The organism is Terrirhizobium terrae (genome assembly GCF_030323265.1).
In the GTDB taxonomy this organism is placed as follows: domain Bacteria; phylum Pseudomonadota; class Alphaproteobacteria; order Rhizobiales; family Rhizobiaceae; genus Neorhizobium.
This window is the reverse complement of sequence record NZ_CP104992.1, coordinates 880953-903102: the sequence shown is the minus strand read 5'-3', so window position 1 is coordinate 903102 and position 22150 is coordinate 880953. Positions and strand designations below refer to the sequence as shown.

Genomic DNA, 22150 nt, shown 5'->3' with positions numbered 1-22150 from the left:
GTAACATGCACAGGTCTTTGAGTTTGGTGCTTGTGTCGACTTGCGTCGCAGCGGCCCTTTCGGTGCCGGTGGTCGCACAAAGCGTATCGATTGGTGGAGCCAACGGAGTAAACGCCGGCATTAGCGGCGGCAATGGCGGGCTTGGTGTAGGCGCGTCGATCGGCGGCGCCAATGGTGCCAATGCGGGCGCCAGCATCGGCGGAAGTCGCGGCGGCGTCAGCGCCGGCGCTTCGTTGGGAGGCTCCGGCGGTGTCGGAGCAGGTGCGAGTGTTGGTGGCTCAAACGCCGCCGGCACGGGCGGTTCCGGCGGGCTGGGCGCGGGCGCCTCGGCATCGATAGGAGGTCGTGGCGGCGTGAATGCCGGTGCGGGAGCCAGCACGGCGAACGGGATCGATGCGGGCGCGACAGCGTCCATCGGCGGTTCCAACGGCGTCAATGCGGGCCTTGGGGCGCGCGTGGGCGGTACCAGCGGAACCGGCGTCGGGATCCAGGTCGGAATAGGCGGTGAACTTGTCGGCGGAGGCTCCGGCGGCGGCACTGGCGGCGGCGTCGGGGGAGGTGCTGGAGCCGGTGGCGGCATCGGAAGCGGTGCAGGCGGGCTCGGAGGGCGCGGTCTCTCCGCGCCGCAACGCGCAGCCTTTGACAACATGTCCACCGCTGAACGGCGCCAGCTCCTGACCCGTTGCGCGCAGATTTCCGGCGGCGGCTATGATCCTGCGTTGGTGCAGCTGTGCCGCATGCTGAAGATGAGTGCGTCGCGCTGATCCTCGACAAAGAAAAGCCCGGGGCTGCGGTGTGGCCCCGGGCTTCATGTATCAGAAAAATGATCCCGAGATTTACCCGTCGCGTCCCGTCAACTGCATGATCTTTTCGCGTAGGATGCGCGCCATGTTGCGGGTATTGCGGTAGAGATGCAGCTGGGCTGCGACCTGACGCACGTCACGGTCGGCATTGCGCTTCAAGCCGATCACGAGATTGCCCATCTCCTCGCGCTCCTCCCAAAGCCGGCTCATGATCGGATGGTCCGGCACCGCGCAGGAATCGGTGCGGACGATATTGGCATCGTCCAGATGCCATTCCGTCAGCTTCATGATCAGCAGCTTGCCCGGCGAATGCTGGGCGAGGCTCTCATCATAGGCGGTTTTCCAGGTGTAGGCTTCGCCGGCCATCAGGAAGACGACGATCGAGGCGATCGCCCGGCCGTTGAGATTGATGGTGTGGATGCGAACGGCGTCGATTTCGGCAAGATTGGTGATCGCCTCGCGGGCGAATGCCGCGCGGTAGCGGTCGCTGATCAGCGCCGTGCGTTTCTTGCCCTTCCAGCCTTTCGCCTCGAGCGCCAGAAACTCCTCCATCCGAAGGCGCACCTCCTCCGGCTGGCGGGCGACGTTGTAGGTCATTTCGCCAAGGCGCTCGAGGTGACGCCATTGGCGACGCATTTCGCGGTAGTGATGGGGGAAACCGCCTGCTTCAGATAGGTTTCGCCATCGGCATAGCTTTCCAGCATCGGCCGGCGGACGGTTCCACTCAGTGCGATCGGCAGATCATGGCTGACTGCGACCGCCTTTGCGAGCTGGGCGAAACGGCCGTTCAGGCGAATGTCGGGAAACACCAGGATCGACGGCATGCGCGCCCGTGGCGACACCAGCACTTCGAGCAGGTTGTCGATCGTCTCGGCCGCGTCCTCGGCATCGACCAGCGGGGTGCCGAGCGGGCCGAACGGGTTCGCCCAGGCGCGGATTATCGGAGCGCCGACCGAAAAGCCGGGTTTCTCGACGGTGAATGGCATCAAAAGACGCAGCCGGCTGCGGTTGCCGTTGTCGTCGCGGATCAGGGCGAACCGCACCTGCTTGTCTTCCACCCGCGGCATGGCGGGGGCGAGCAGGCGGGCGGAGAAGAAGATGTTCGGCTCCATGGCGCGGTGCGACAGGAACTCCAGTTCCTCCTGCAGGTCATAGCCGAGCGCCGCCGGATAGATGGAAAACTCCCGCCCGGTCCTGCCGATCGCCAGCTGAAGATCCGCTTCGGGCAGGGAGCCGCGACGCGCCTGCTCGCTGGCTGAGCCGGCTGCATCGGCTTGCTCGATGTCGTCGGACGACGGCGGGATCCGCATGGTCAAGTCGCTCCTGGACGGTTGGGGTCGGGCCGGGCGAAGGCGAAGAGGACGATGCCGAGCGTGCGCTTGACGGCGACGTGCAACAGCAGGGCTTCCACCATGACCGCACCGGCGGACGATATGGCGGCCCCGGTCAGACCATAGAGCGGAATGAGGATCACATTCAAGGTGATCGCGACCATAAGCGTAACTGCATATAGCGCTACGCACAGGTTCTGCTTGCCGGCCATGTTCAGGAGCACTTCACCGGGGCCGACCGACGCCTTGGCGAGGATGCCGGCAAACAGGATCGCCATCAGCCAGTGGCCTTCGGTGAAGGCCGGTCCGAAAAGCGATAGCAGCAGTTCGCCGGCCGCGAGCGTGCAGATGCCGATCGCAAGCGACGGCCAGAAGGTCCAGCGGGCGGCTTCGCCGGCAAAGGTCGCAAGCGCAGCCATGTCGTTTTCGGCGATGATGGCGGAAAAGCGCGGTGCGGCAGCCGCCTTGATCGAGAAATAGACGAACTGAACGAGCACGATCGTCTTTGCCGCGGCGAAATAGATGCCGACCTGATCCGGTGGCAGGTAGAGACCGACCACGACCACGTCGGCATTGGTCAGCAGGAAGCCGATGCCGTCGACCAGAAAGAGCGGCAGGGAATATTTCAGCCAGGTACCAAGCTGGTAGCGGCGCGGTGCGGTTCCGTAGACGCCGCGAAGCCTGAGCGTCAGCTGCAGGATATGGGCGAAGGTCGTCACATAGGTGGCAGCAAGTGCGGCGATCATCGCCGTCTTCGCGCTTGCCGGGGCGCCGGTCAGCGATGCCGTCGCCATGAAGGTGAGGATCAGGATCGGGCGCAGGATGTAAGTCGGCCCGAGTGCCGAGATGGTCCAGCCGCGGGTTCGTGCCATGCCGTCCAGAATGTCGCCTACGGCGATCATCGGGATGATGAAGAGCGCGATGCCGGCCGGGACCACGTAATAGGGCTCGATATGCTCTCCGAAGAGAAACAGGAAGGCGAAGCCGAGGCATCCGAAGGCGGTGGAGGCGGCAAGCGCGATCAGGCAGGCGGCTATGTTGAGCCCACGCAGAATGCCGTTCTCGCCGCCTGCGGCATAGAGATGCGAGAAGCGGATGATCGAGGTGTGGAAGCCGAGGCAGGACAGGCTGCCGGCCAGGATGACGATCACCCAGACGAAGGCATAGAGGCCGTATTCGAACTCGCCCATGATGCGGGCAAGCAGGATCTGCGACAGGAAGGCGATGGCGGCGCTGGCGATGCGGATGGCGAAGGCGGTCAGGGCCTGGCGCTGCGCGCGTGCCGTCTCGCCCTTGTCGGTCAGCGCGGTGACGACCTTGCCGACAAGTGGTGCGACCCGGGCGCGCAGGCTTGGCGGGAGCAGTCTTTCCACTGTTTCGATGACCGCCATGAGGGGCACGCGATGCTCTTTAATCCCGCACAAACAATCGGTGGACCCTGCCATGGCAAGGTTAAGAAACGGTTCTTCCGCACAGTTACAGCCGTTAACCGGCATGGTCCAGACCAAACGAAAACGCCGCCCTTGAAGGCGGCGTCAATCGATCTTGCTACAGGGTCGAACTGGCCTCAGGCCTGCTCGAATGCGCCGTGGCAATGCTTGTACTTCTTGCCGGAACCGCAGGGGCAGTTCTCGTTGCGGCCGACCTTGCCCCAGGTGGACGGGTCTTCCGGGCGGCGTTCGGCGGGGGCAGCGATGAAGTCCTGACCGCTGCGGCCCGTCACCTGATCCTCGCCGGTCAGCGGGTCGAGGTGATGTTCCTCATAGACCGGCGGCGGTTCGGGTGCCTGCGGGTTCTGGACGAGCTCGACGCGCATCAACTGGGCGGTGACGGCCTCGCGCAGGTTGGCGAGCAGCGCCTGGAACAGCTCGAAGGCCTCGGCCTTGTATTCCTGCAGCGGATCGCGCTGGGCATAGCCGCGGAAGCCGATGACGGAGCGCAGGTGGTCGAGGTTGACGATATGCTCGCGCCACAGGTGATCCAGCGTCTGCAGGAGGATCGAGCGTTCGACATAGTTCATGACGTCGGCGCCGAAACGGTCGCGACGGTCCTTGGCGGAAGCATCGGCGGCCTGGGTGATGCGCTCGCGGATATCGTCTTCGCCGATACCCTCTTCCTTGACCCAGTCCTCGATCGGCAGGTTGAGGTCGAGCAGGCGCTCCACGTCCTGATGCAGGCCGGCGCCGTTCCACTGTTCGGCATAGGCGCGCTCAGGTATATGTTTGGCGACGATAACCTCGATCACCTCGGTGCGCATGTCCTCGACGGCTTCCGAGACGTCCTCGGAATCCATCACTTCGAGGCGCTGCTCGAAGATCACCTTGCGCTGGTCGTTGGTGACGTCGTCATATTTCAGAAGGTTTTTACGAATGTCGAAGTTGCGGGCCTCGACCTTCTTCTGGGCGCGTTCCAGCGCCTTGTTGATCCACGGATGGACAATCGCTTCGCCTTCCTTGAGGCCAAGCTTCTGCAGCATGCCGTCCATGCGGTCGGAGCCAAAGATGCGCATCAGGTCGTCCTGGAGGGACAGGTAGAATTTCGAACGACCCGGGTCGCCCTGACGGCCCGAACGGCCGCGCAGCTGGTTGTCGATACGGCGGCTTTCGTGGCGCTCGGTGGCGATGACGTAGAGACCGCCGGCCTCGAGCGCCTTGGCCTTCAGCACCTTGATTTCCGCCCGGATGGCCGCTTCCTTCGCGTCGCGCTCGGCTTCGTCCTCGATGCCTTCGAGCTCACGCTCGAGACGCATGTCGACATTGCCGCCGAGCTGGATGTCGGTACCGCGACCGGCCATGTTGGTGGCGATCGTGACGGCGCCCGGCACGCCGGCCTGGGATACGATATAGGCTTCCTGCTCGTGGTAACGGGCGTTCAGCACGTTGAATTTTTCGAAGCCCGACTGGCGCAGCATGGTCGCCAGGATTTCCGACTTCTCGATCGACGTGGTGCCGACGAGAACCGGCTGGTTGCGCTCGTGGGCGGCCTTGATCTCGACGATGATCGCCTGGAACTTTTCCTCGAAGGTTCGGTAGACCTCGTCGTCCTCGTCGATACGGGCGATCGGCAGGTTGGTCGGAACTTCCACCACTTCGAGCTTGTAGATATTGCCGAATTCTTCCGCTTCCGTCTGCGCCGTGCCGGTCATGCCGGCAAGCTTGGAATACATGCGGAAATAGTTCTGGAAGGTGATCGAGGAGAGCGTCTGGTTCTCCGGCTGGATCTGCACCTTTTCCTTGGCTTCCAGCGCCTGGTGCTGGCCTTCGGAGAAGCGGCGACCGGGCATCATGCGGCCGGTGAATTCGTCGATGATGACGATCTCGCCGTTGCGGACGATGTAGTCCTTGTCGCGCGAGAACAGCTTGTGGGCCTTCAGCGCGTTGTTGATGTGGTGAACGATCGCGACGTTTTCGACGTCGTAAAGCGATCTCGCCCTTCAGCAGGCCGGCCTGGCGCAGCAGGTTTTCCAGCTTTTCCGTGCCGTCTTCGGAAAAATTGGCGGAGCGCTGCTTCTCGTCGATCTCGTAGTCTTCAGGCGACAGGAGCGGAATGAACGCGTCGATCGTCGTGTAGAGATCGGAGCGGTCGTCGAGCGGACCGGAGATGATCAGCGGCGTGCGCGCCTCGTCGACCAGGATCGAGTCCACTTCGTCGACGATCGCATAGTTGTGGCCGCGCTGAACCATCTGGCCGCGCTCATACTTCATGTTGTCGCGCAGGAAGTCGAAGCCGAGCTCGTTATTGGTCGCGTAGGTGATGTCACAGGCATAGGCCTCGCGGCGTTCCTCGTCGGACAGGCCGTGCATGATCACGCCGGTCGAAAGGCCGAGGAAACCGTAGAGGCGGCTCATGATGCCGGCGTCGCGCTGAGCGAGGTAGTCGTTGACGGTAACGACGTGGACACCCTTGCCGGACAAGGCGTTGAGATAGACGGGCAGCGTGCCGACCAGCGTCTTGCCTTCACCGGTCTTCATCTCGGCGATCGCGCCGTCATGCAGGATCATGCCGCCGGTCAGCTGGACGTCGAAGGGCCGCATGCCGAGAACGCGGCGGGAAGCCTCGCGCACGACAGCAAAGGCCGGGATCAGGATGTCGTCGAGCGTCTTGCCCTCTGCCAGCATCTGGCGGAATTCGACGGTCTTGTTGGCGAGCTGCTCGTCGGTCAGCGCCTTGGTCGTTTCCTCGATGGCATTGATCTTTTCGAGTCTCGGATTGTAACCGCGGACGCGGCGCTCATTGGCCGAGCCGAACAATTTGCGGGCAATGCCGCCGAAGCTGACCATCCAAATGGTCCTTTCTGATCTCAGTACCATGGGATACGGGCAGAGTGCCGGTCGTTTCCGGTGCCGGCAAATTGACCCGCCGCGCCCGGAAACTCTTCTGGACGCCAAGTTGCGTGACAGATAAGAGGGGTCCGAATTATGTCAACGGTTGCGGCCGATACAGAATGGCCACATTCCGGTGTTTGTGAAGGATTTTAGGCTGGTTCTCACATGAGGCCGGCGTCCATGCGAAAGGTAACTTGATGTTGCGCCACAAACTTCTCGTAACGGCGGCCATCGCCGCTGCGATCTCCTTCCAGGCTCCCGCATTCGCGCAGGAAGACCCGGTCGTTGCCAAGGTCGGCAATCTGGAGATCCACCAGTCCGAACTGGATCTGGCCGTACAGAACCTCGATCCGCAACTTGCCCAGCTGCCGGACGAACAGAAGAAGGTCGCTGCCCTTTCCGGCGCCATCGACATCAAGCTTCTTGCCAGCGGCGCGATCGCCGAAGGCGTCGACAAGACCGACGATTTCAAGAAGCGGATGGCTTATATCGGCGACCGCGAATTGCATAACGCCTATTTCCGCAAGCATGTCGTCGAAGCTACCACCGATGAAGAGGTGAAGGCACGCTACGACAAGGAAATCGCCGGCCTTCCGAAGCAGGAGGAATTCAAGGCTGCTCACATCCTGGTCAAGACCGAGGATGAGGCCAAGGCTATTATCGCCGATCTCGACAAGGGTGGCGATTTCGCCGCGCTCGCCAAGGAAAAGAGCCAGGATTCCAACAAGGATGAAGGCGGCGATCTCGGCTGGTTCGGTCCGGGCCGCATGGTTCCGGAATTCGAGCAGGCTGCCATGACCCTCGAAAAGGGCGCCTATACCAAGACCCCGGTCAAGACCCAGTTCGGCTTCCACGTCATCAAGCTCGAAGACAAGCGCGATGCCCCGCCGCCGCCGTTCGAACAGGTCAAGGACCAGGTCAAGCAGCTCGTCATGCGCGACAAGTATGTCGCCATGATCGACAAGGCGAAGACCGACCAGAAGATCGAGATCACCGACGAGGCCCTGAAGAAGGGTTATGAGGAGGTCGGCAAGATGCAGGAAGCCGGCGGAGACGCAGCCGCTCCGGACGCTGCAGCCCCTGCCGCGCCGGCTCAACAGTAAGAGCAATCATGGGCCCGGTTCATCCGGGCCCTTCCATATCAGACAGCCAGGGTCCGCCGATGTCCGCTTCCATCTCTCCTCTCGCGCCGAAATACTATCCTGAAATGCCCGTGGTTCGCGGCGTGCGGATGGCCACAGCGGCTGCCGGTATCAAGTACAAGAACCGCACCGACGTGTTGTTGATGGTGTTCGACGAAGCTGCTGCTGTCGCTGGCGTCTTCACCAAGTCCAAGTGCCCTTCGGCGCCGGTCGATTTCTGCCGTTCGAACCTGTCGCATGGCGTCGCCCGTGCCGTCGTGGTCAATTCCGGCAACGCGAATGCCTTTACCGGCATCAAGGGCAAGGCCGCGACTGCGCTGACGGCGAAGTCCGCTTCGGAGGCTGTCGGCTGCGGCGAGAATGAAGTCTATCTGGCGTCCACAGGCGTCATCGGCGAACCTCTCGATGCCGGCAAATTCGCTGGCGTTCTGGGTGACATGCAGAAAACCGCGACCGGGGATTTCTGGCAGGAAGCCGCCAAGGCGATCATGACCACGGACACCTACCCGAAGGTCGCGACCCGCACGGCCGAGATCGGCGGCGTCACGGTCACGATCAACGGCATCGCCAAGGGTGCCGGCATGATCGCGCCGGACATGGCGACCATGCTGTCCTTCGTCGTCACCGATGCGGATATCGCGGCCCCCGTGCTGCAGAGCCTGCTTTCGGCCGGCGTCGAGCCCAGCTTCAATTCCATGACCGTCGACAGCGACACGTCGACATCCGACACGCTGATGCTGTTTGCCACCGGCGCTGCCGCCAAGGATGGCCAGAAGCAGGTCACCGATGCCAAGGATCCGGCGCTTGCTTCCTTCCGCGATGCGCTGAATGCGCTTCTCAAGGATCTCGCAATCCAGGTCGCCCGCGACGGCGAGGGTGCCACCAAGATGCTGGAAATCACCGTAACCGGTGCCGAGAGCGATGCCGCCGCCAAGACGATCGCGCTGTCGATCGCCAATTCGCCGCTGGTCAAGACGGCTGCCGCCGGCGAAGACGCCAACTGGGGCCGTATCGTCATGGCCGTCGGCAAGGCCGGTGAAGCTGCCGATCGCGACAAGCTGGCGATCTGGTTCGGCGATGTCCGCGTTGCCGTCAATGGCGAGCGCGACGCCGGCTATTCCGAAGAAGCCGCCTCGAACGTGATGAAGGCGCAGGACATTCCGGTGCGCGTCGATCTCGGTCTCGGATCGGGCAAGGCGACCGTCTGGACCTGCGACCTGACCAAGGAATATGTCGCCATCAATGGTGACTACCGGAGCTGATGCTGGTGATGACAATGCCTTCCGCCCCTGCCGACCTGCCTTTGGTCCGCAGGCTCGAAGCCGTCAGCTTTCGAGCCTGGCCCGCGGCATCCGTCGTCTATGACGGAAGCTGGCAGGTGCGGCTGACCGGCGGCCACCCGTCGAAGCGGTTGAACTGCATCGTTCCTCTCGATCCGTCCGACTACCGCGACCTCGACACGCGGCTCGCCAAGGCGACCAAGCGTTTCGAGGATTACGGCCGCCGGCTCGTGCTCAGGGAGACGCCGCTCGCGCCGCCGCCGATGATCCGGCATCTGGAAGAGAACGGCTGGGAGGCATTCGAGACCGTCGACGTCCTGACCGCCGGACTGTCGAGCCTCGAACTTCCCGATACGCTCGATTACCTGCCGAGCCACGATATCGGTCGTTTCGCCGATGCCTGTCTGCAGGTGGCGGAGGAGGATGCGGCGCTGAAACCGGCCCTCGCGGAGGTGCTGAGCGCCATCAAACCGCCGTCCGGCTATTTCATGAAGCAGGATCCCAACAACGGTGCGGTCGCCACCGTTCTGTGCGTGCAGGACAACGACCTCGCCGGGATCATGTCGCTTGCCGTCGCCGAAAAGCATCGGCGCGAGGGGCTTGGCACGGAAATGATGTCGTCGGCGCTGCGCTGGGCCCGTATCAGCGGCGCCAAGACCGCCTGGCTGCAGGTCGAGAACGGCAATGAGGCGGCTCTCGCCCTCTATGAACGCCTTGGCTTCCGCAAGGCCTACTCCTATCGCTACTGGCGGCAGGGAGAGGCAGCATGAGCGTGGAAAGAAAGATTCTGCTCGTCGCCGCCTGCGCGCTGATCGACGCTGATGGCCGCATTCTGCTGGCCCAGCGGCCTGAAGGAAAATCGCTTGCGGGCCTTTGGGAGTTTCCTGGCGGCAAGATCGAGCCCGGCGAGACGCCCGAGGAAACCCTGGTGCGCGAGCTTCACGAAGAGCTCGGCATTGTCACCAAACCAGCGTGTCTCGCGCCGCTGACCTTCGCGAGCCATACCTACGAGACGTTCCATCTGCTGATGCCGCTTTACGTTTGCCGCCGCTTCGAGGGCGTGCCGATGGGCAAGGAGGGGCAGGCGATCAAGTGGGTGCGCCCGAATGCGCTTCGCGACTATCCCATGCCGCCGGCGGACGAGCCGCTGATCCCGATCCTGCAGGACCTGCTTTAGGCGGTAACTAAAATTAGCTGCATCGGATTTAGACCGCGTTAACAATTCGTTCAACGGATTCTGGCATCGTCAGGGCTTGGCACGTATTGGCTTTGGCGAGGCTTCGAGGAATGGACGACGAGTTCTGGAAAACTGTGCGTGATCGCCAACGTGCGACGTACAGGTCCGGCAAGACCGGCGTGCTCAATGTTGCGCTGCTGTTCGGGACCGCGGCGATCGCGCTTTCTCTCATCCTCACGCCCATGCTCGCCGAGCGCGCCGATCAGCGCCGCATGGCAAGCGTGCATGCCGATTTCGACATGCTGACGACAGGCTCGATCAAGCCCGCCGACAGCAATACCAAACACTATACGATCCGCCGCAGCGTCCTGCAGGACACACCCGGTTCGGTCTGTATCGTGCAGGGCTACGGGGCAGACGGGGATTGCTGACCGCCGGTCCACGCATGAAGTCAAGGCAGCCGGTCTCGAAAGGACCCTTTATGCGTTTTTTCCGTAGCCTGCTGAAGGATCGCAGCGGAGCCACAGCCGTGGAATATGGCGTTCTTGCCGCTATCCTTGCCGTGACGTTGGCTATTGCCCTCGGCAATTACTACGAGCTGATGAATGGCGTGTTCAGCGGCCTCGGCGGCACATATCAGAACGCGACGTCCCGATAAGTTGGAAATCCATCACTCAAGATTCTTCAGCGCATCCGCCAGTCGCACCTTGGCCGAGCCCGGCTTCAGCGGTTGCTGCTGGCTGGCATGCGGCGCCCAGCCGGATGCGTAGATGATCGTGAAGGTGGCGCGGATGCGGCCGTCCGGGTCCGAGTAGCGCTCCGCGTAGATTTCAGCGGCCCTCAGGAAAAAGGCACGGTTCAGCGGTTTTCTGCTGCGCCCGACGAGCGGGTTGGTCATGCCCATGGCTCTCAGGTCGCGCATCAGGGGAAGAGGAGTCGTAGCGCACCGTATAGCTTTCGGCATCGACGACCGGCAGGGTGAAGCCGGCGCGCTGCAGAAGCGAGCCGACATCGCGGACGTCGGCGAAGGGGATGACGCGCGGGCTGGCGCCGCCAGTCAGTTCGGCTTCGGCCGCCAGCAGTACGTCGCGCAGTTCAGCCAAGGTGCCGGCACCGGGGATGGCTGCCATGAACAGCCCGTCCGGCTTCAAGGCGCGGCGGATGCGGACGAAGGTGCCGGGCGTATCGTTGACCACATGGAGAGAGGCGGCGACAGGACAAGATTGACGCTTTCGGGCGCCAGCGGCACATCGTCGAGAGCTGCTATCCGGATGTCGCTTCCGGTCGCGAATGCGGTGCTCGTCTCGATGCGGGCAATGTTTTCGACCTTGCCGGTCGCCAGCGCATGACGGGCAGCAGTGCCGGTAGCGCCATGCAGCTCGACGGCGTCCGTGAACTTCCGCTCGACGACCGTCAGTCGTTCGGCCATCTCCTGGGCTGCGATCTCCAGGAGGAAGTCGGCCTTGTCTGTCCGTCTGGCTAAGGCCTGTTCGCGCCTTCTGGCCACAAGCGTCTCGTCGAAAAGAATTTCCATCGTCACCACTCGAATTGTTCTTCGCTAAGGCGCCGTTCGGCGCTTATTGTCAAGCCATGACCGACCATCCGGCTCCCAGTCTCGTCTTCAGCCTCGGCGCTTCCGCGTCGGGATGGGCGCGGCGTGTCGCCGATCTCGTCTATCCGCCGATCTGCCTCGGATGCGGGGTCATGACCGGCCGTCACGGCGCCGTCTGTGCCTCCTGCTGGCAGAAGCTGCGGTTCATCGATCGGCCGCATTGCGACGTGCTGGGCCTGCCGTTTTCCTATGATCCCGGGCCGGGCATGCTGTCGGCGCAGGCGATCGCTCATCCGCCTATCTTCGATCGGCTTCGCTCGGCGGTGATCTTCGACGGTGCTGCCCGTGCCATGGTTCATGGCCTCAAATATAAGGATCGCGGCGATCTCGCGCCAACCATGGCGGCGTGGATGGCGCGGGGAGGGCGGGACTGTCTCGACCGGTGCGACGCGATCGTGCCGGTGCCGCTGCATCGGACGCGGTTCGCCTTCCGAAAATTCAATCAGGCGGCCGAGCTGGCGCGGCATCTCGCGAAGCTGACGGACAAACCGTATCTACCGGCGGCGCTGATCCGGACCAAGCGGACACGCCGCCAGGTAGGCCTGACGGCCCGGGCGAGAGAGGAGAACGTGCGGGCGGCTTTCGCCGTGCCGCCTGGGCGAGAGGCCGAGATCTTCGGCAAGCGCATTGTCCTCGTTGACGATGTCTATACGACCGGGGCCACTGTGACCGCCGCGACACGGGCCTTGAAGAAGGCGGGTGCGGCGGAGGTCGGCGTGTTGACCTTTGCAATGGCTCTCGCCGAGACTATATGACGAACAGACAACAGACGGCGCAAACACCCCTATCGCGCCCGGAGACCATCATGGCAGACGTTACGATTTATACCCGTGAATATTGCGGCTACTGTTCGCGCGCCAAGGCGTTGCTGACATCCAAGGGTGCCGACTATGTCGAGCATGACGCGACCTATTCGCGGGAGCTTCGCGAGGAAATGATCGCCAAGGCCAACGGCCATTCGACCTTCCCGCAGATTTTCATCAACGGCCAGCATGTCGGCGGCTGCGACGATCTTCACGCGCTCGACCGGCAGGGCAAGCTGGACGAGATGCTGGCGGCTTGAGGATTTCGGGATGACGATCAGGGTCGCTGCAGTTCAGATGTGTTCCGGGGTGAACCCCGAGAAGAACGCTGCCGACATGGCGCGGCTGGTGCGCGATGCCGCCGCTCGCGGGGCGACCTATGTGCAGACGCCCGAAATGACCGGCATGCTGCAGCGTGACCGCAAGGCCGCCCGCGAAGTCTTGCGCGGCGAGGCGGATGACGTGATCGTCGCGACCGCCCGCAAGCTGGCGGGTGAACTCGGCATTACCCTGCATGTCGGTTCGACGGCGATTGCCCGCGACGACGGCAAGATCGCCAACCGTGCCTTCATCTTCGCGCCGGACGGCAGCCAGATCTGCACCTACGACAAGATCCACATGTTCGATGTCGATCTCGACAATGGCGAGAGCTGGCGGGAAAGCTCGGCCTACGAGCCGGGCGATGCCGCGAAGGTTGCGGAGCTCGGCTTCGGCAAGATCGGCATGGCGATCTGCTACGACGTCCGCTTTCCGCAGCTGTTTCGCAGCGAAGCGGTTGCCGGTGCCGAAATCCTGACGGTTCCTGCCGCCTTTACCCGCCAGACCGGCGAGGCTCATTGGGAGATTCTGTTGAGGGCCCGCGCGATCGAGAACGGCGCGTTCCTCATTGCCGCGGCGCAAGCCGGACTGCACGAAGATGGCCGCGAGACCTATGGCAATTCGATGATCATCGACCCGTGGGGCAAGATCCTCGCCAGAGCCGGCGACGCGGGTGAAGAGGTTCTGATCGCGGATATTGATCTCGATGCGGTGCAGGCCGCCCGGCGCAAGGTTCCCAATCTCAAGAACGCACGCGAGTTCGTGCTGGAAGACGTGCCCGGCAGACAAGCCGGAGGAGTTGCCGCGTGATCAAGTATACCCTGTGCTGCGACAATGCGCATACATTCGAAGGCTGGTTTTCCGAGAGTGCCGATTTCGATCGTCAGGTCGAAAACGGCTTCCTCACCTGTCCTGTCTGCAATTCCGGCTCGATCTCCAAGTCGCTGATGGCGCCATCGGTTTCGACTGCCCGCAAGCAGGAGGCCAAGCGGCAGATGGCGATGGATCTGGTGCGCCAGGAGGCGATGGCCAAGCTTCGCGAGGCGGTCTCCAACATCCGCGCCAATTCCGAGGATGTCGGCGAGAAATTTCCCGAAGAGGCGCGCAAGATGCATTACGGCGAGGCGGATGCCCGCGGCATCATCGGCCAGGCGAGCCTCGACGAGGTGCACGAGCTGCTGGACGAGGGCATCGATATCGCGCCTCTGCCCAATCTTCCTGACGACACCAACTAGCATGACTGGTGGGGCGAAACTGGCGATCTACAATTTCGGCCTGTTCGTCGCGCCTTATGAGAGTGATGCAGTTGAAGGGTTTCGGCTTCGGGAGCCCGCGAATTTCGCGGCTGCCGAATGTGCTGAAGGTTTCCTCGGCCGCGCGGGCTATGGCGAAGAGGCCGGGCTTGAGAGCTGGGGCGAACAGGTTTTTCCTCGCTTTATCGAGGGCAGCGGCTTCGACTGGGCGCCGTCGTCGCTGTCGCTCTGGGCCGATCTCGAAAGCCTGATGGCGTTTTCCTATTCCGGCGTGCATGCCGATGCGCTGAAACATGCTCGCAACTGGCAGGTAGAGCGGCGCTGGCCGGCGCTCGTGCTCTGGTGGACAGAGCATCGGCCTGACTGGGCGGACGCGGTGGAGCGGTTCGAGCGCCTCCACGATCATGGGCCAGGGCCGGCCGCCTTCCATTTCAAAGATCCCTACGGGCCGGATGGCGAACGGATATCGATCGACCGTGCCCGCGTGCGCGAACTGGCCGCGCTCAATGCGGAAAGACAACAAGAGCTGCTGGCCCATGTGCTTTCGGTGGGAGTTTAACGCAAGCGTGGGCGAGGGGGATGGTCAGCCATCATATTCTCCGTTCCCGATCGAGAATTTGCAGATAGTCCCTAGCACCGTGGATGATGCGGAGGAGATGAACGCCGTTGTGTTCCACGCTGTAGAAAATGAGATAGGGTTCGAATACGCGTCGGCGTATGTCCGGCAGACTTGCGTCCTCCACCATCTCGAAGGCATTCGGCATCTGCCCGATTTGAAGGCATGCCGCGCGCAGTTGCTCGACATAGGAGCGTGCCCGGCGAGGATTGCGGTCTGCGAGGTAGCGGGCAATTCCCGCAAGGTCCTGACGAGCCTCCCGGGTGAAAATGACCTTCATCGCGCAGGGCGTTTCCAGCCAAGTTCTTCATAAACGCTGTCGAAGGCCTCTTCGATCGACATGACCCGTCCAGCCTCGACGTCGTCGATGCCCTTCTGGAGTTCGGCATCGAGCTGACGCCGTGCGAGTTCGCGCTCGCGGCGTTCGCGGATCAGGTCCTCGACGTAATCGCTGGGGAGTCAAACGGCCCGCGCTCGACTTCTGCGCGGACGAAATCCTCGATCTCGGGTTCCAGCGTGACTGTGATTTTCAAGCCTTCCGACATGGGCGGTTCCTCGCTGTCACCGGGACTCTAGCACAGATGCGGATGGCGGGAAATCACGCCTCCCGCTTGGCGAGCAGCATGTAGTTGACGTCCATGTCGGGCGACAGGTTCCAGCGATCCTGGAGCGGATTGAAGAAGACGCCGGTGCGGTGGATGATGTGCAGGCCCGACGCTTCGAGCGGGCGCTCAATCTCTTCGGGGCGGACCAGCTTTTCGTATTGATGGGTGCCGCGGGGCAGCCAACGCAGGACGTTCTCGGCGGCGAAGATCGCTAGCGCGCGGGCCTTGAGCGTTCGATTGATGGTGGCGACGAACATGAGGCCGCCGGGACGGACCATGTTGGCGCAGGTCTCGAGGAACAGGTTGACGTCGGCGACATGCTCGACGACTTCCATGTTCAAGACGATGTCGAAGCTTTCGCCGGCCGCAGCCAGATCTTCCGCCGTCACGGCGCGATAATCGACCGGAACACCGGTCTCCTTCGCATGGGCCGACGCAATGCCGATGTTCTTTTCCGACGGGTCGGCGCCGACGACTTCGGCACCCATGCGGGCGATCGGTTCCGACAGAAGGCCGCCGCCGCAGCCGATGTCGAGGATGCGCAGGCCGGCGAGCGGCTGGTGCGCCTTCGGATCACGGCCGAAATGCTGGCAGATGCGATTGCGGATATATTCGAGACGAACCGGATTGAACTTGTGGAGCGGGCGGAATTTTCCGGTCGGGCTCCACCATTCGGCGGCCATCTTCGAGAACATTTCGACCTGGTCCTTGTCGACCGTCGTCGGCGCCGCTTCCGTCATCTTCGTCATCCTTCGTGTTTGGATGTTGAAGTCGGACGTTGGAACGGTGAAGTCAAGGCCCCGTCGGGCTTTCCTTCCGAGGTGCTTGGCGCGACATCCGCATCTCATTCGCAACCCACCAGCGTATTTCGGCGTCGGTTAAATCGCTTCGCATGTCTGAGAGGCTTTCCGCTAATTTTCTGAGTGATGCGTATTGCAGCTCTGGAACGTGAGCGACGCAGCCGGGAAGTGTCGCGCAGGCTATGCCGCTCAGACCGATCTCCTGTTGTGCGCGCACCTGCATCTTCTGATGATCGGATGGACACATGGGGCCGCAACATTCCTGAAGACGGCGGCACTGGCGAAAACGGCAGAAGCGATTGCGAATGGTGGCGAGCGCTGCGGCAAGCCGCCAGAAAAATTCGTGATCCTCGGCGCGGCGTCTTTCATATTCGGAGAAATCGGGTTTCGTCATGGGCGTCCTTTCCGCGGCTGACGTCGAGACTGATCTGATGACTGCAGGACGGAGTCCGCCCTTGGCGATCTTGGTATTTTTCATTTCGGCCGGGACACGTCGGGTGCCTCGAATTGAATTTTTATATGTGACACTCGGCGTGTCCCGTTCGGTGTGTTTTTCTGCGCAACTCCGGTCCGTCTGCGGCGGCAGGTCTTATGTCCTTGCGGACTGCCGGCCGGTTTGTGTGCGACACACGCACGCCTCCTTATAAAAGGAGAGGCAGACCATTTTCTGCGCAGCCCCGGATGTCCCGCCTGCATCACTGCGGCCCATCCGATCACCGATCCCGCCTCGCCGGCAATGCTGACCGGTGTAGCCGAAGCGGAACGGGGGGATTGTAGGCATGAGCCGAAAAGGCGTGGATGAAGTGGGGGAAGATTTTCTGAGGCGCTTTCCTCTCCCCTTGCGGGAGAGGAAGAAAAATCAGCATCTTAGCTCGAAGAGGTAAGTGCTGGATTTTTCAGGAGAGGGGCAAGATCTTCCCCGCCGGAGAGAGCCCCTCTCTTGCGATTTCTAAGACTTAGCCTTCGGCTAAGATCTTGAAAGCCTTCACGCGGCGTCGCGTTCAGGCCTTCGTTCGCTGAAATCGACTTCATCGATTTCTGGCCTCTGGCCACCACTCCGAAGTCTCTCCCGCAGGGGAGAGATACAGGTGCCGCACCCTCGGCGCTCTACCTCTCCCTTGGTGGGAGAGGTTACAAAATCAGCCTTTCAGCCGAAGGCTAAGTGCGAGATTTTGTTGGTGAGGGGCGCGTTTTTTGTCCGATATCAAGCCTCGGCCTCTATTCTGCCTGCCGGAGATGAGAAGGGTGCAGTACGTCTCGTCATGCGGATGAACCATGCCCCACTACCCTGTTCACGAGCCATTCAGGGCTGAACTGGAACAATCGAGGTCAATCGACATTTAGGCGATAAAAACATGGAGCAAAAAACCAGTGCTCCGGTAAAGGTCATCAGGAGGAAGCCCCTTTGAAGAAGTTCTTGATGAGCGCTGCAGCTTTCTGCGCGCTTCTGGTGGCGCCATCGATCGCCGACGCGGCGGTTCGGGGCTATGCCACCGCCAATGTGAACATGCGCTCGGGCCCGAGTACCGCCTATCCGGCCGTGACGGTGATCCCCGTCGGATCGCCGGTAACGATCAACGGTTGCATGAGTGCGGTCAACTGGTGCGACGTGTCGTTCTACAACGGTCGCGGCTGGGTGTCCGGCAACTACGTTCAGGCGTCCTATCGTTCCAATCGTGTCTATGTCGCACCGGACTATTATCAGGGCCTCGGCATTCCGTCGGTGACTTTCGAGGTCGATAATTACTGGGGCCGCTACTATCGCGACCGCAACTTCTATCGCGAGCGTGACCGCTGGCGCGATTATAACTGGCGCGCCGACCGTCTGCCACCGCCGCCGCGCTGGGATGACGGCCGCCGCCCGCCACCACCCGGCTGGGACAGGGATCGCGACAGGGATCGCTGGGACCGCGACAGAGACAGAGATAGGGACCGGTGGGACCGCGATCGTTCGGATCGGGACAGGGACCGCTGGGACAGAGACCGGGATCGTGACCGTGATCGGGATAGGGATCGCCCAGACCGAGACGAAACGCGACGTCCGCCACCTCCGGGCTTCGACCGGGATCGCGACGAACGCCGTGATCCGCCGCGCGCCGAGCGCAATCGCGATGATCGGCAGGGCGGAGAGCGTATCCGTGTCGAGCGTCGGGATTCGGGTGGACCGGGACGTGACAGCCCAAGTCAACCCGTGATCGTGCCGGGAGAGCGGCGCTCGACTGGGGATCACTGACTGGCCGAATGACCGGGATCGAAAAACAGGAATGGGCCGCAGTGCGGCCCTTTTCTTTATGACGAGCGTACCGCTTAGCCAGATTCCGGCCATTGCACGCCTCGCCCCTTTTCGATAATAGACGCCAACTCGATGCTGGCCCTTTTGGTCAGTTTGTTGTGTTTGGAATCTGGCGCTCCGGCAATGCCTGGAGCGAGTTGGTGGTTTTAGTCGAATGGCACGCATCGTCATGAAGTTCGGCGGCACTTCTGTCGCCAATCTTGAACGCATTCACAACGTTGCACGCCATGTCAAACGCGAGGTTGATGCCGGGCACGAGGTTGCCGTCGTCGTTTCCGCCATGTCCGGCAAGACCAACGAGCTGGTCGGCTGGGTTCAGGACATGCCGAAGGTTGCCGGCGCCAATTCGCCTTTCTACGATGCGCGCGAATATGACGCTGTCGTTGCCTCCGGCGAACAGGTGACATCCGGCATCCTGGCGATCGCGCTGCAGTCGATGGGCATCAATGCCCGGTCCTGGCAGGGCTGGCAGATCCCGATCCGCACCGACAATGCCCATGGCGCCGCGCGCATTCTCGAGATCGACGGTTCCGACATCATCAAGCGCATGGGCGAGGGCCAGGTGGCTGTCGTTGCCGGCTTCCAGGGCTTGGCCCGGATAACCGCATCGCGACGCTCGGCCGTGGCGGCTCCGATACGTCGGCCGTGGCCATCGCCGCCGCCGTGAAGGCTGACCGCTGCGATATCTATACGGATGTCGACGGCGTCTACACGACGGACCCGCGCATCGTGCCCAAGGCGCGCCGCATGAAGAAGGTGTCCTTCGAGGAAATGCTGGAAATGGCCTCGCTCGGATCGAAGGTCCTGCAGGTCCGCTCCGTCGAGCTCGCCATGGTCCACAAGGTGCGCACCTTCGTTCGCTCCAGTTTCGAGGATCCCGATGCACCGGGCATGGGCGACCTCTTGAACCCACCCGGTACGTTGATTTGCGCAGAGGAAGAAATCGTGGAACAGGAAGTCGTAACCGGCATCGCCTATGCCAAGGATGAGGCACAGATCTCGCTGCGTCGCGTCGCCGACCGTCCTGGCGTTTCGGCCGCTATCTTCGGCCCGCTGGCCGATGCCCATATCAATGTCGACATGATCGTCCAGAACATCTCGGAAGATGGTTCGAAGACCGACATGACCTTCACCGTCCCGTCCGGCGACGTCGAGAAGGCCATCAAGGTTCTGGAAGACAACAAGCCGGAGATCGGCTTCGACGTGGTGCAGAACGAATCAGGTCTCGCCAAGGTTTCTGTCATCGGCATCGGCATGCGCAGCCATGCCGGCGTCGCGGCCACCGCATTCAAGGCACTTGCCGCAAAAAGCATCAACATCAAGGCCATTACGACGTCAGAAATCAAGATTTCCATCCTGATCGACGGCGCATATTCCGAACTTGCAGTTCGGACTTTGCATTCCGCATACGGTCTCGATAAAAGCTGATAGAAGCCCTTCCGGCATGATGCTCCGCCAGGCGCGTCGCCGGGCGGTGATGGAGAGGCTGTAAGGGGAGCACTATGCCGATGAGAGACCTGTCGGCTGGGCCGCGCGTTCTTTTGAAGCGTCTGCGCGAACTGATGGCCGAGCCACTGGACCCGCAGGAACGCCTCGACCGCATTGTCACGCAGATTGCAGGCAACATGGTGGCGGAGGTCTGCTCCGTCTACGTGCTGCGTTCGGACGGCGTGCTAGAACTCTACGCGACCGAAGGCCTCAACAAGGAAGCCGTCCACCTTTCGCAATTGAAGATGGGGCAGGGCCTCGTCGGGACGATCGCGGCATCGGCGCAGCCGCTCAACCTTTCCGACGCCCAGGCGCATCCCGCCTTCCGCTACCTGCCCGAAACGGGTGAAGAGATCTATCATTCCTTCCTCGGCGTGCCGATCCTGCGCGCCGGCCGCACGCTCGGCGTTCTCGTCGTGCAGAACAAGGCGAGCCGCAACTATCGCGAGGACGAGGTCGAGGCGCTCGAGACCACGGCGATGGTGATCGCCGAGATGATCGCCACCGGTGAGCTGAAGAAGATCACGGCGCCCGGGCTGGAGCTCGACCTGACGCGGGCCGTCTCGATCGAGGCGAACGGTTACAACGAGGGCATCGGGCTCGGTCATGTCGTGCTGCACGAGCCGCGCATCGTCGTCACCAACCTGCTGAACGAGGATTCCGACAAGGAACTCGGCCGGCTGGCGGAGGCGCTCGGTTCGCTGCGCATCTCGATCGACGACATGCTGCAGCGCCGCGATGTGGCGCAGGAGGGCGAGCACCGCGAGGTGCTGGAAACCTACCGCATGTTCGCCCATGACCAGGGCTGGGTGCGGCGCATGGAAGAGGCGATCCACAACGGATTGACCGCCGAGGCGGCCGTCGAGAAGGTGCAGAGCGACACCAAGGCGCGGATGATGCGCCTGACCGATCCCTATCTGCGCGAGCGGATGCATGATTTCGACGATCTGGCGAACCGGCTTTTGCGCCAGCTGACCGGGTTTTCCGGCCGTCGGGCGGATGATTTTCCGCCGGATGCGATCATTCTGGCGCGCGCCATGGGTGCCGCGGAACTTCTCGACTATCCGCGCCAGAACCTGCGCGGCCTCGTGCTGGAAGATGGAGCCGTTACGAGCCATGTGGTGATCGTCGCGCGCGCCATGGGCATTCCGGTTGTCGGTCAGGCGACGGGGCTCGTGGCGCTTGCCGAAAACGACGACCCGATCATCATCGACGGTGACGACGGCCATGTGCATGTGCGGCCGCTGATCGACATCCAGAAGGCCTATGAGGAAAAGGTTCGCCTGCGGGCCAAGCGGCAGGAACAGTTCCGGGCGCTGAAATCGGTCGAGCCGCTGACCAAGGACGGCAAGGCGATCAGCCTCAACATGAATGCCGGGCTTATCGTCGACCTGCCGCAGCTTGTGGAATCCGGCGCGCAGGGCATCGGCCTTTTTCGCACCGAGCTGCAGTTCATGATTGCGTCCACCATGCCGAAGCTCGAGGAGCAGGAGGCGTTCTACCGCAACGTCATCAAGCAGGCCGCCGGCAAGCCGGTGACGTTCCGCACGCTGGATATCGGCGGCGACAAGGTCGTCTCCTATTTCCGCGCGCAGGAAGAGGAAAACCCGGCACTCGGCTGGCGGGCGATCCGCCTGTCGCTCGATCGGCCGGGCCTGCTCAGGACCCAGCTTCGCGCGCTTCTGAGGGCCGCGGCCGGGCAGGAGTTGCGGATGATGCTGCCGATGGTGACGGAAGTCTCCGAGATCCATGCTGTGCGCGACCTGCTGCAGAAGGAAGTGCAGTATCTGTCGAAATTCGGCTATGTGCTGCCGCGCAAGCTGCAGTTCGGTGCGATGCTGGAAGTGCCGTCTTTGATGTGGCAGCTCGATGAACTGATGGCGGAGGTGGATTTCGTCTCGGTCGGGTCGAACGATCTCTTCCAGTTCTCGATGGCGGTAGACCGCGGCAATGCGCGGGTCGCCGACCGGTTCGACAATCTGGGCAAGCCGTTTCTCAGAATCCTGCGGGATATAGCCAGAGCTGGCGAGCGCAACCGGACGCCTGTGACGCTGTGCGGCGAGATGGCCGGCAAGCCCTTGTCGGCCATGGCGCTGATCGGCGTCGGTTTCCGCTCGGTGTCGATGGCGGCAACCTCGATCGGTCCGGTCAAGGCGATGCTTCTGGGCCTCGACGCGGACCAATTGGCGTCGGAGCTGAACGCGGCGCTCGACGATACGAAGTCGACGGAGTCCATACGGGAGTTGTTGCTGCGGTTTGCAGAAACCAACAACATTCCGATTTGACGATTGAATGACGGTTGTT

18 protein-coding genes and 4 pseudogenes are annotated in these 22150 nt (G+C 62.4%); 15 read left to right on the top strand and 7 right to left on the bottom strand.

Features of this window, described 5'->3' with window-relative positions:
- The first annotated feature begins 5 nt into the window (after positions 1-5).
- A complete protein-coding gene (locus N7E02_RS12375) occupies positions 6-764 on the top strand; it encodes a hypothetical protein (RefSeq protein WP_286582239.1) in 759 nt (252 codons plus the stop codon).
- Positions 765-836: 72 nt separating this feature from the next.
- Here the strand turns inward: N7E02_RS12375 and N7E02_RS12370 are convergent.
- From N7E02_RS12370 to secA, 3 genes and pseudogenes are all read right to left on the bottom strand, one after another.
- A pseudogene (locus N7E02_RS12370) lies at positions 837-2113 on the bottom strand (GNAT family N-acetyltransferase).
- Positions 2114-2115: 2 nt separating this feature from the next.
- A complete protein-coding gene (locus tag N7E02_RS12365) occupies positions 2116-3525 on the bottom strand; it encodes a lipopolysaccharide biosynthesis protein (RefSeq protein WP_286583794.1) in 1410 nt (469 codons plus the stop codon).
- Positions 3526-3701: 176 nt separating this feature from the next.
- Positions 3702-6414 (bottom strand): annotated as a pseudogene (secA, locus tag N7E02_RS12360) (preprotein translocase subunit SecA).
- Positions 6415-6656: 242 nt separating this feature from the next.
- Here secA and N7E02_RS12355 point away from each other — a divergent pair.
- From N7E02_RS12355 to N7E02_RS12330, 6 genes are all read left to right on the top strand, one after another.
- Complete coding sequence (locus N7E02_RS12355) at positions 6657-7562, top strand: peptidylprolyl isomerase (RefSeq protein WP_286582238.1); 906 nt, start codon at positions 6657-6659, stop codon at positions 7560-7562.
- A 59-nt stretch (positions 7563-7621) separates the two neighbouring features.
- A complete protein-coding gene (gene argJ, locus N7E02_RS12350) occupies positions 7622-8863 on the top strand; it encodes a bifunctional glutamate N-acetyltransferase/amino-acid acetyltransferase ArgJ (RefSeq protein ID WP_286582236.1) in 1242 nt (413 codons plus the stop codon).
- Positions 8863-9651, top strand: a complete 789-nt coding sequence (locus N7E02_RS12345; protein ID WP_286582235.1) for a GNAT family N-acetyltransferase — start codon at positions 8863-8865, stop codon at positions 9649-9651. Before argJ ends, N7E02_RS12345 begins: the two co-directional genes overlap by 1 nt.
- On the top strand, positions 9648-10058 hold the full coding sequence (gene mutT, locus N7E02_RS12340; protein ID WP_286582234.1) for an 8-oxo-dGTP diphosphatase MutT: 411 nt from the start codon (positions 9648-9650) through the stop codon (positions 10056-10058). The genes N7E02_RS12345 and mutT overlap by 4 nt, the downstream gene beginning before the upstream one ends.
- A gap of 110 nt (positions 10059-10168) precedes the next feature.
- A complete protein-coding gene (locus tag N7E02_RS12335; protein WP_286582233.1) occupies positions 10169-10489 on the top strand; it encodes a hypothetical protein in 321 nt (106 codons plus the stop codon).
- Between the two features lie 50 nt (positions 10490-10539).
- Positions 10540-10716, top strand: a complete 177-nt coding sequence (locus N7E02_RS12330) for a Flp family type IVb pilin (RefSeq protein ID WP_286582232.1) — start codon at positions 10540-10542, stop codon at positions 10714-10716.
- A 12-nt stretch (positions 10717-10728) separates the two neighbouring features.
- Here N7E02_RS12330 and N7E02_RS12325 read toward each other — a convergent pair.
- Positions 10729-11592 (bottom strand): annotated as a pseudogene (locus N7E02_RS12325) (methyltransferase domain-containing protein).
- Positions 11593-11648: 56 nt separating this feature from the next.
- Here N7E02_RS12325 and N7E02_RS12320 point away from each other — a divergent pair.
- The 5 genes from N7E02_RS12320 to N7E02_RS12300 are packed head-to-tail and all read left to right on the top strand — an operon-like array spanning position 11649 to position 14603.
- Complete coding sequence (locus tag N7E02_RS12320; RefSeq protein ID WP_286582230.1) at positions 11649-12425, top strand: ComF family protein; 777 nt, start codon at positions 11649-11651, stop codon at positions 12423-12425.
- Positions 12426-12475: 50 nt separating this feature from the next.
- Positions 12476-12733 carry a glutaredoxin 3 gene (grxC, locus tag N7E02_RS12315; RefSeq protein WP_286582228.1) on the top strand — a complete coding sequence of 86 codons (258 nt, stop codon included), beginning with the start codon at positions 12476-12478 and terminating at the stop codon, positions 12731-12733.
- A gap of 10 nt (positions 12734-12743) precedes the next feature.
- The gene (locus N7E02_RS12310) at positions 12744-13601 is read left to right on the top strand and encodes a carbon-nitrogen hydrolase family protein (protein ID WP_286582227.1); all 858 of its coding nucleotides are present in this window, start codon (positions 12744-12746) and stop codon (positions 13599-13601) included.
- Positions 13598-14026, top strand: a complete 429-nt coding sequence (locus tag N7E02_RS12305) for a DUF1178 family protein (RefSeq protein ID WP_286582225.1) — start codon at positions 13598-13600, stop codon at positions 14024-14026. The genes N7E02_RS12310 and N7E02_RS12305 overlap by 4 nt, the downstream gene beginning before the upstream one ends.
- A gap of 1 nt (position 14027) precedes the next feature.
- The gene (locus N7E02_RS12300; protein WP_286582223.1) at positions 14028-14603 is read left to right on the top strand and encodes a DUF3291 domain-containing protein; all 576 of its coding nucleotides are present in this window, start codon (positions 14028-14030) and stop codon (positions 14601-14603) included.
- Between the two features lie 31 nt (positions 14604-14634).
- On the opposite strand, the gene N7E02_RS12295 is transcribed toward N7E02_RS12300, so the two are convergent.
- From N7E02_RS12295 to N7E02_RS12285, 3 genes are all read right to left on the bottom strand, one after another.
- Complete coding sequence (locus N7E02_RS12295) at positions 14635-14940, bottom strand: type II toxin-antitoxin system RelE/ParE family toxin (protein WP_286582221.1); 306 nt, start codon at positions 14938-14940, stop codon at positions 14635-14637.
- A 318-nt stretch (positions 14941-15258) separates the two neighbouring features.
- The gene (gene ubiG, locus N7E02_RS12290) at positions 15259-16005 is read right to left on the bottom strand and encodes a bifunctional 2-polyprenyl-6-hydroxyphenol methylase/3-demethylubiquinol 3-O-methyltransferase UbiG (protein ID WP_286582219.1); all 747 of its coding nucleotides are present in this window, start codon (positions 16003-16005) and stop codon (positions 15259-15261) included.
- 52 nt (positions 16006-16057) lie between these two features.
- Positions 16058-16459: a hypothetical protein gene (locus N7E02_RS12285; RefSeq protein WP_286582218.1), complete on the bottom strand. Its 402-nt coding sequence runs from the start codon at positions 16457-16459 to the stop codon at positions 16058-16060.
- A 1026-nt stretch (positions 16460-17485) separates the two neighbouring features.
- Between N7E02_RS12285 and N7E02_RS12280 the strand changes: the two genes are divergently transcribed.
- From N7E02_RS12280 to ptsP, 3 genes and pseudogenes are all read left to right on the top strand, one after another.
- Complete coding sequence (locus N7E02_RS12280; RefSeq protein ID WP_286582216.1) at positions 17486-18298, top strand: SH3 domain-containing protein; 813 nt, start codon at positions 17486-17488, stop codon at positions 18296-18298.
- Positions 18299-18512: 214 nt separating this feature from the next.
- Positions 18513-19786 (top strand): annotated as a pseudogene (locus N7E02_RS12275) (aspartate kinase).
- An 80-nt stretch (positions 19787-19866) separates the two neighbouring features.
- Positions 19867-22131: a phosphoenolpyruvate--protein phosphotransferase gene (gene ptsP, locus N7E02_RS12270; protein WP_286583792.1), complete on the top strand. Its 2265-nt coding sequence runs from the start codon at positions 19867-19869 to the stop codon at positions 22129-22131.
- Positions 22132-22150 lie beyond the last annotated feature (19 nt).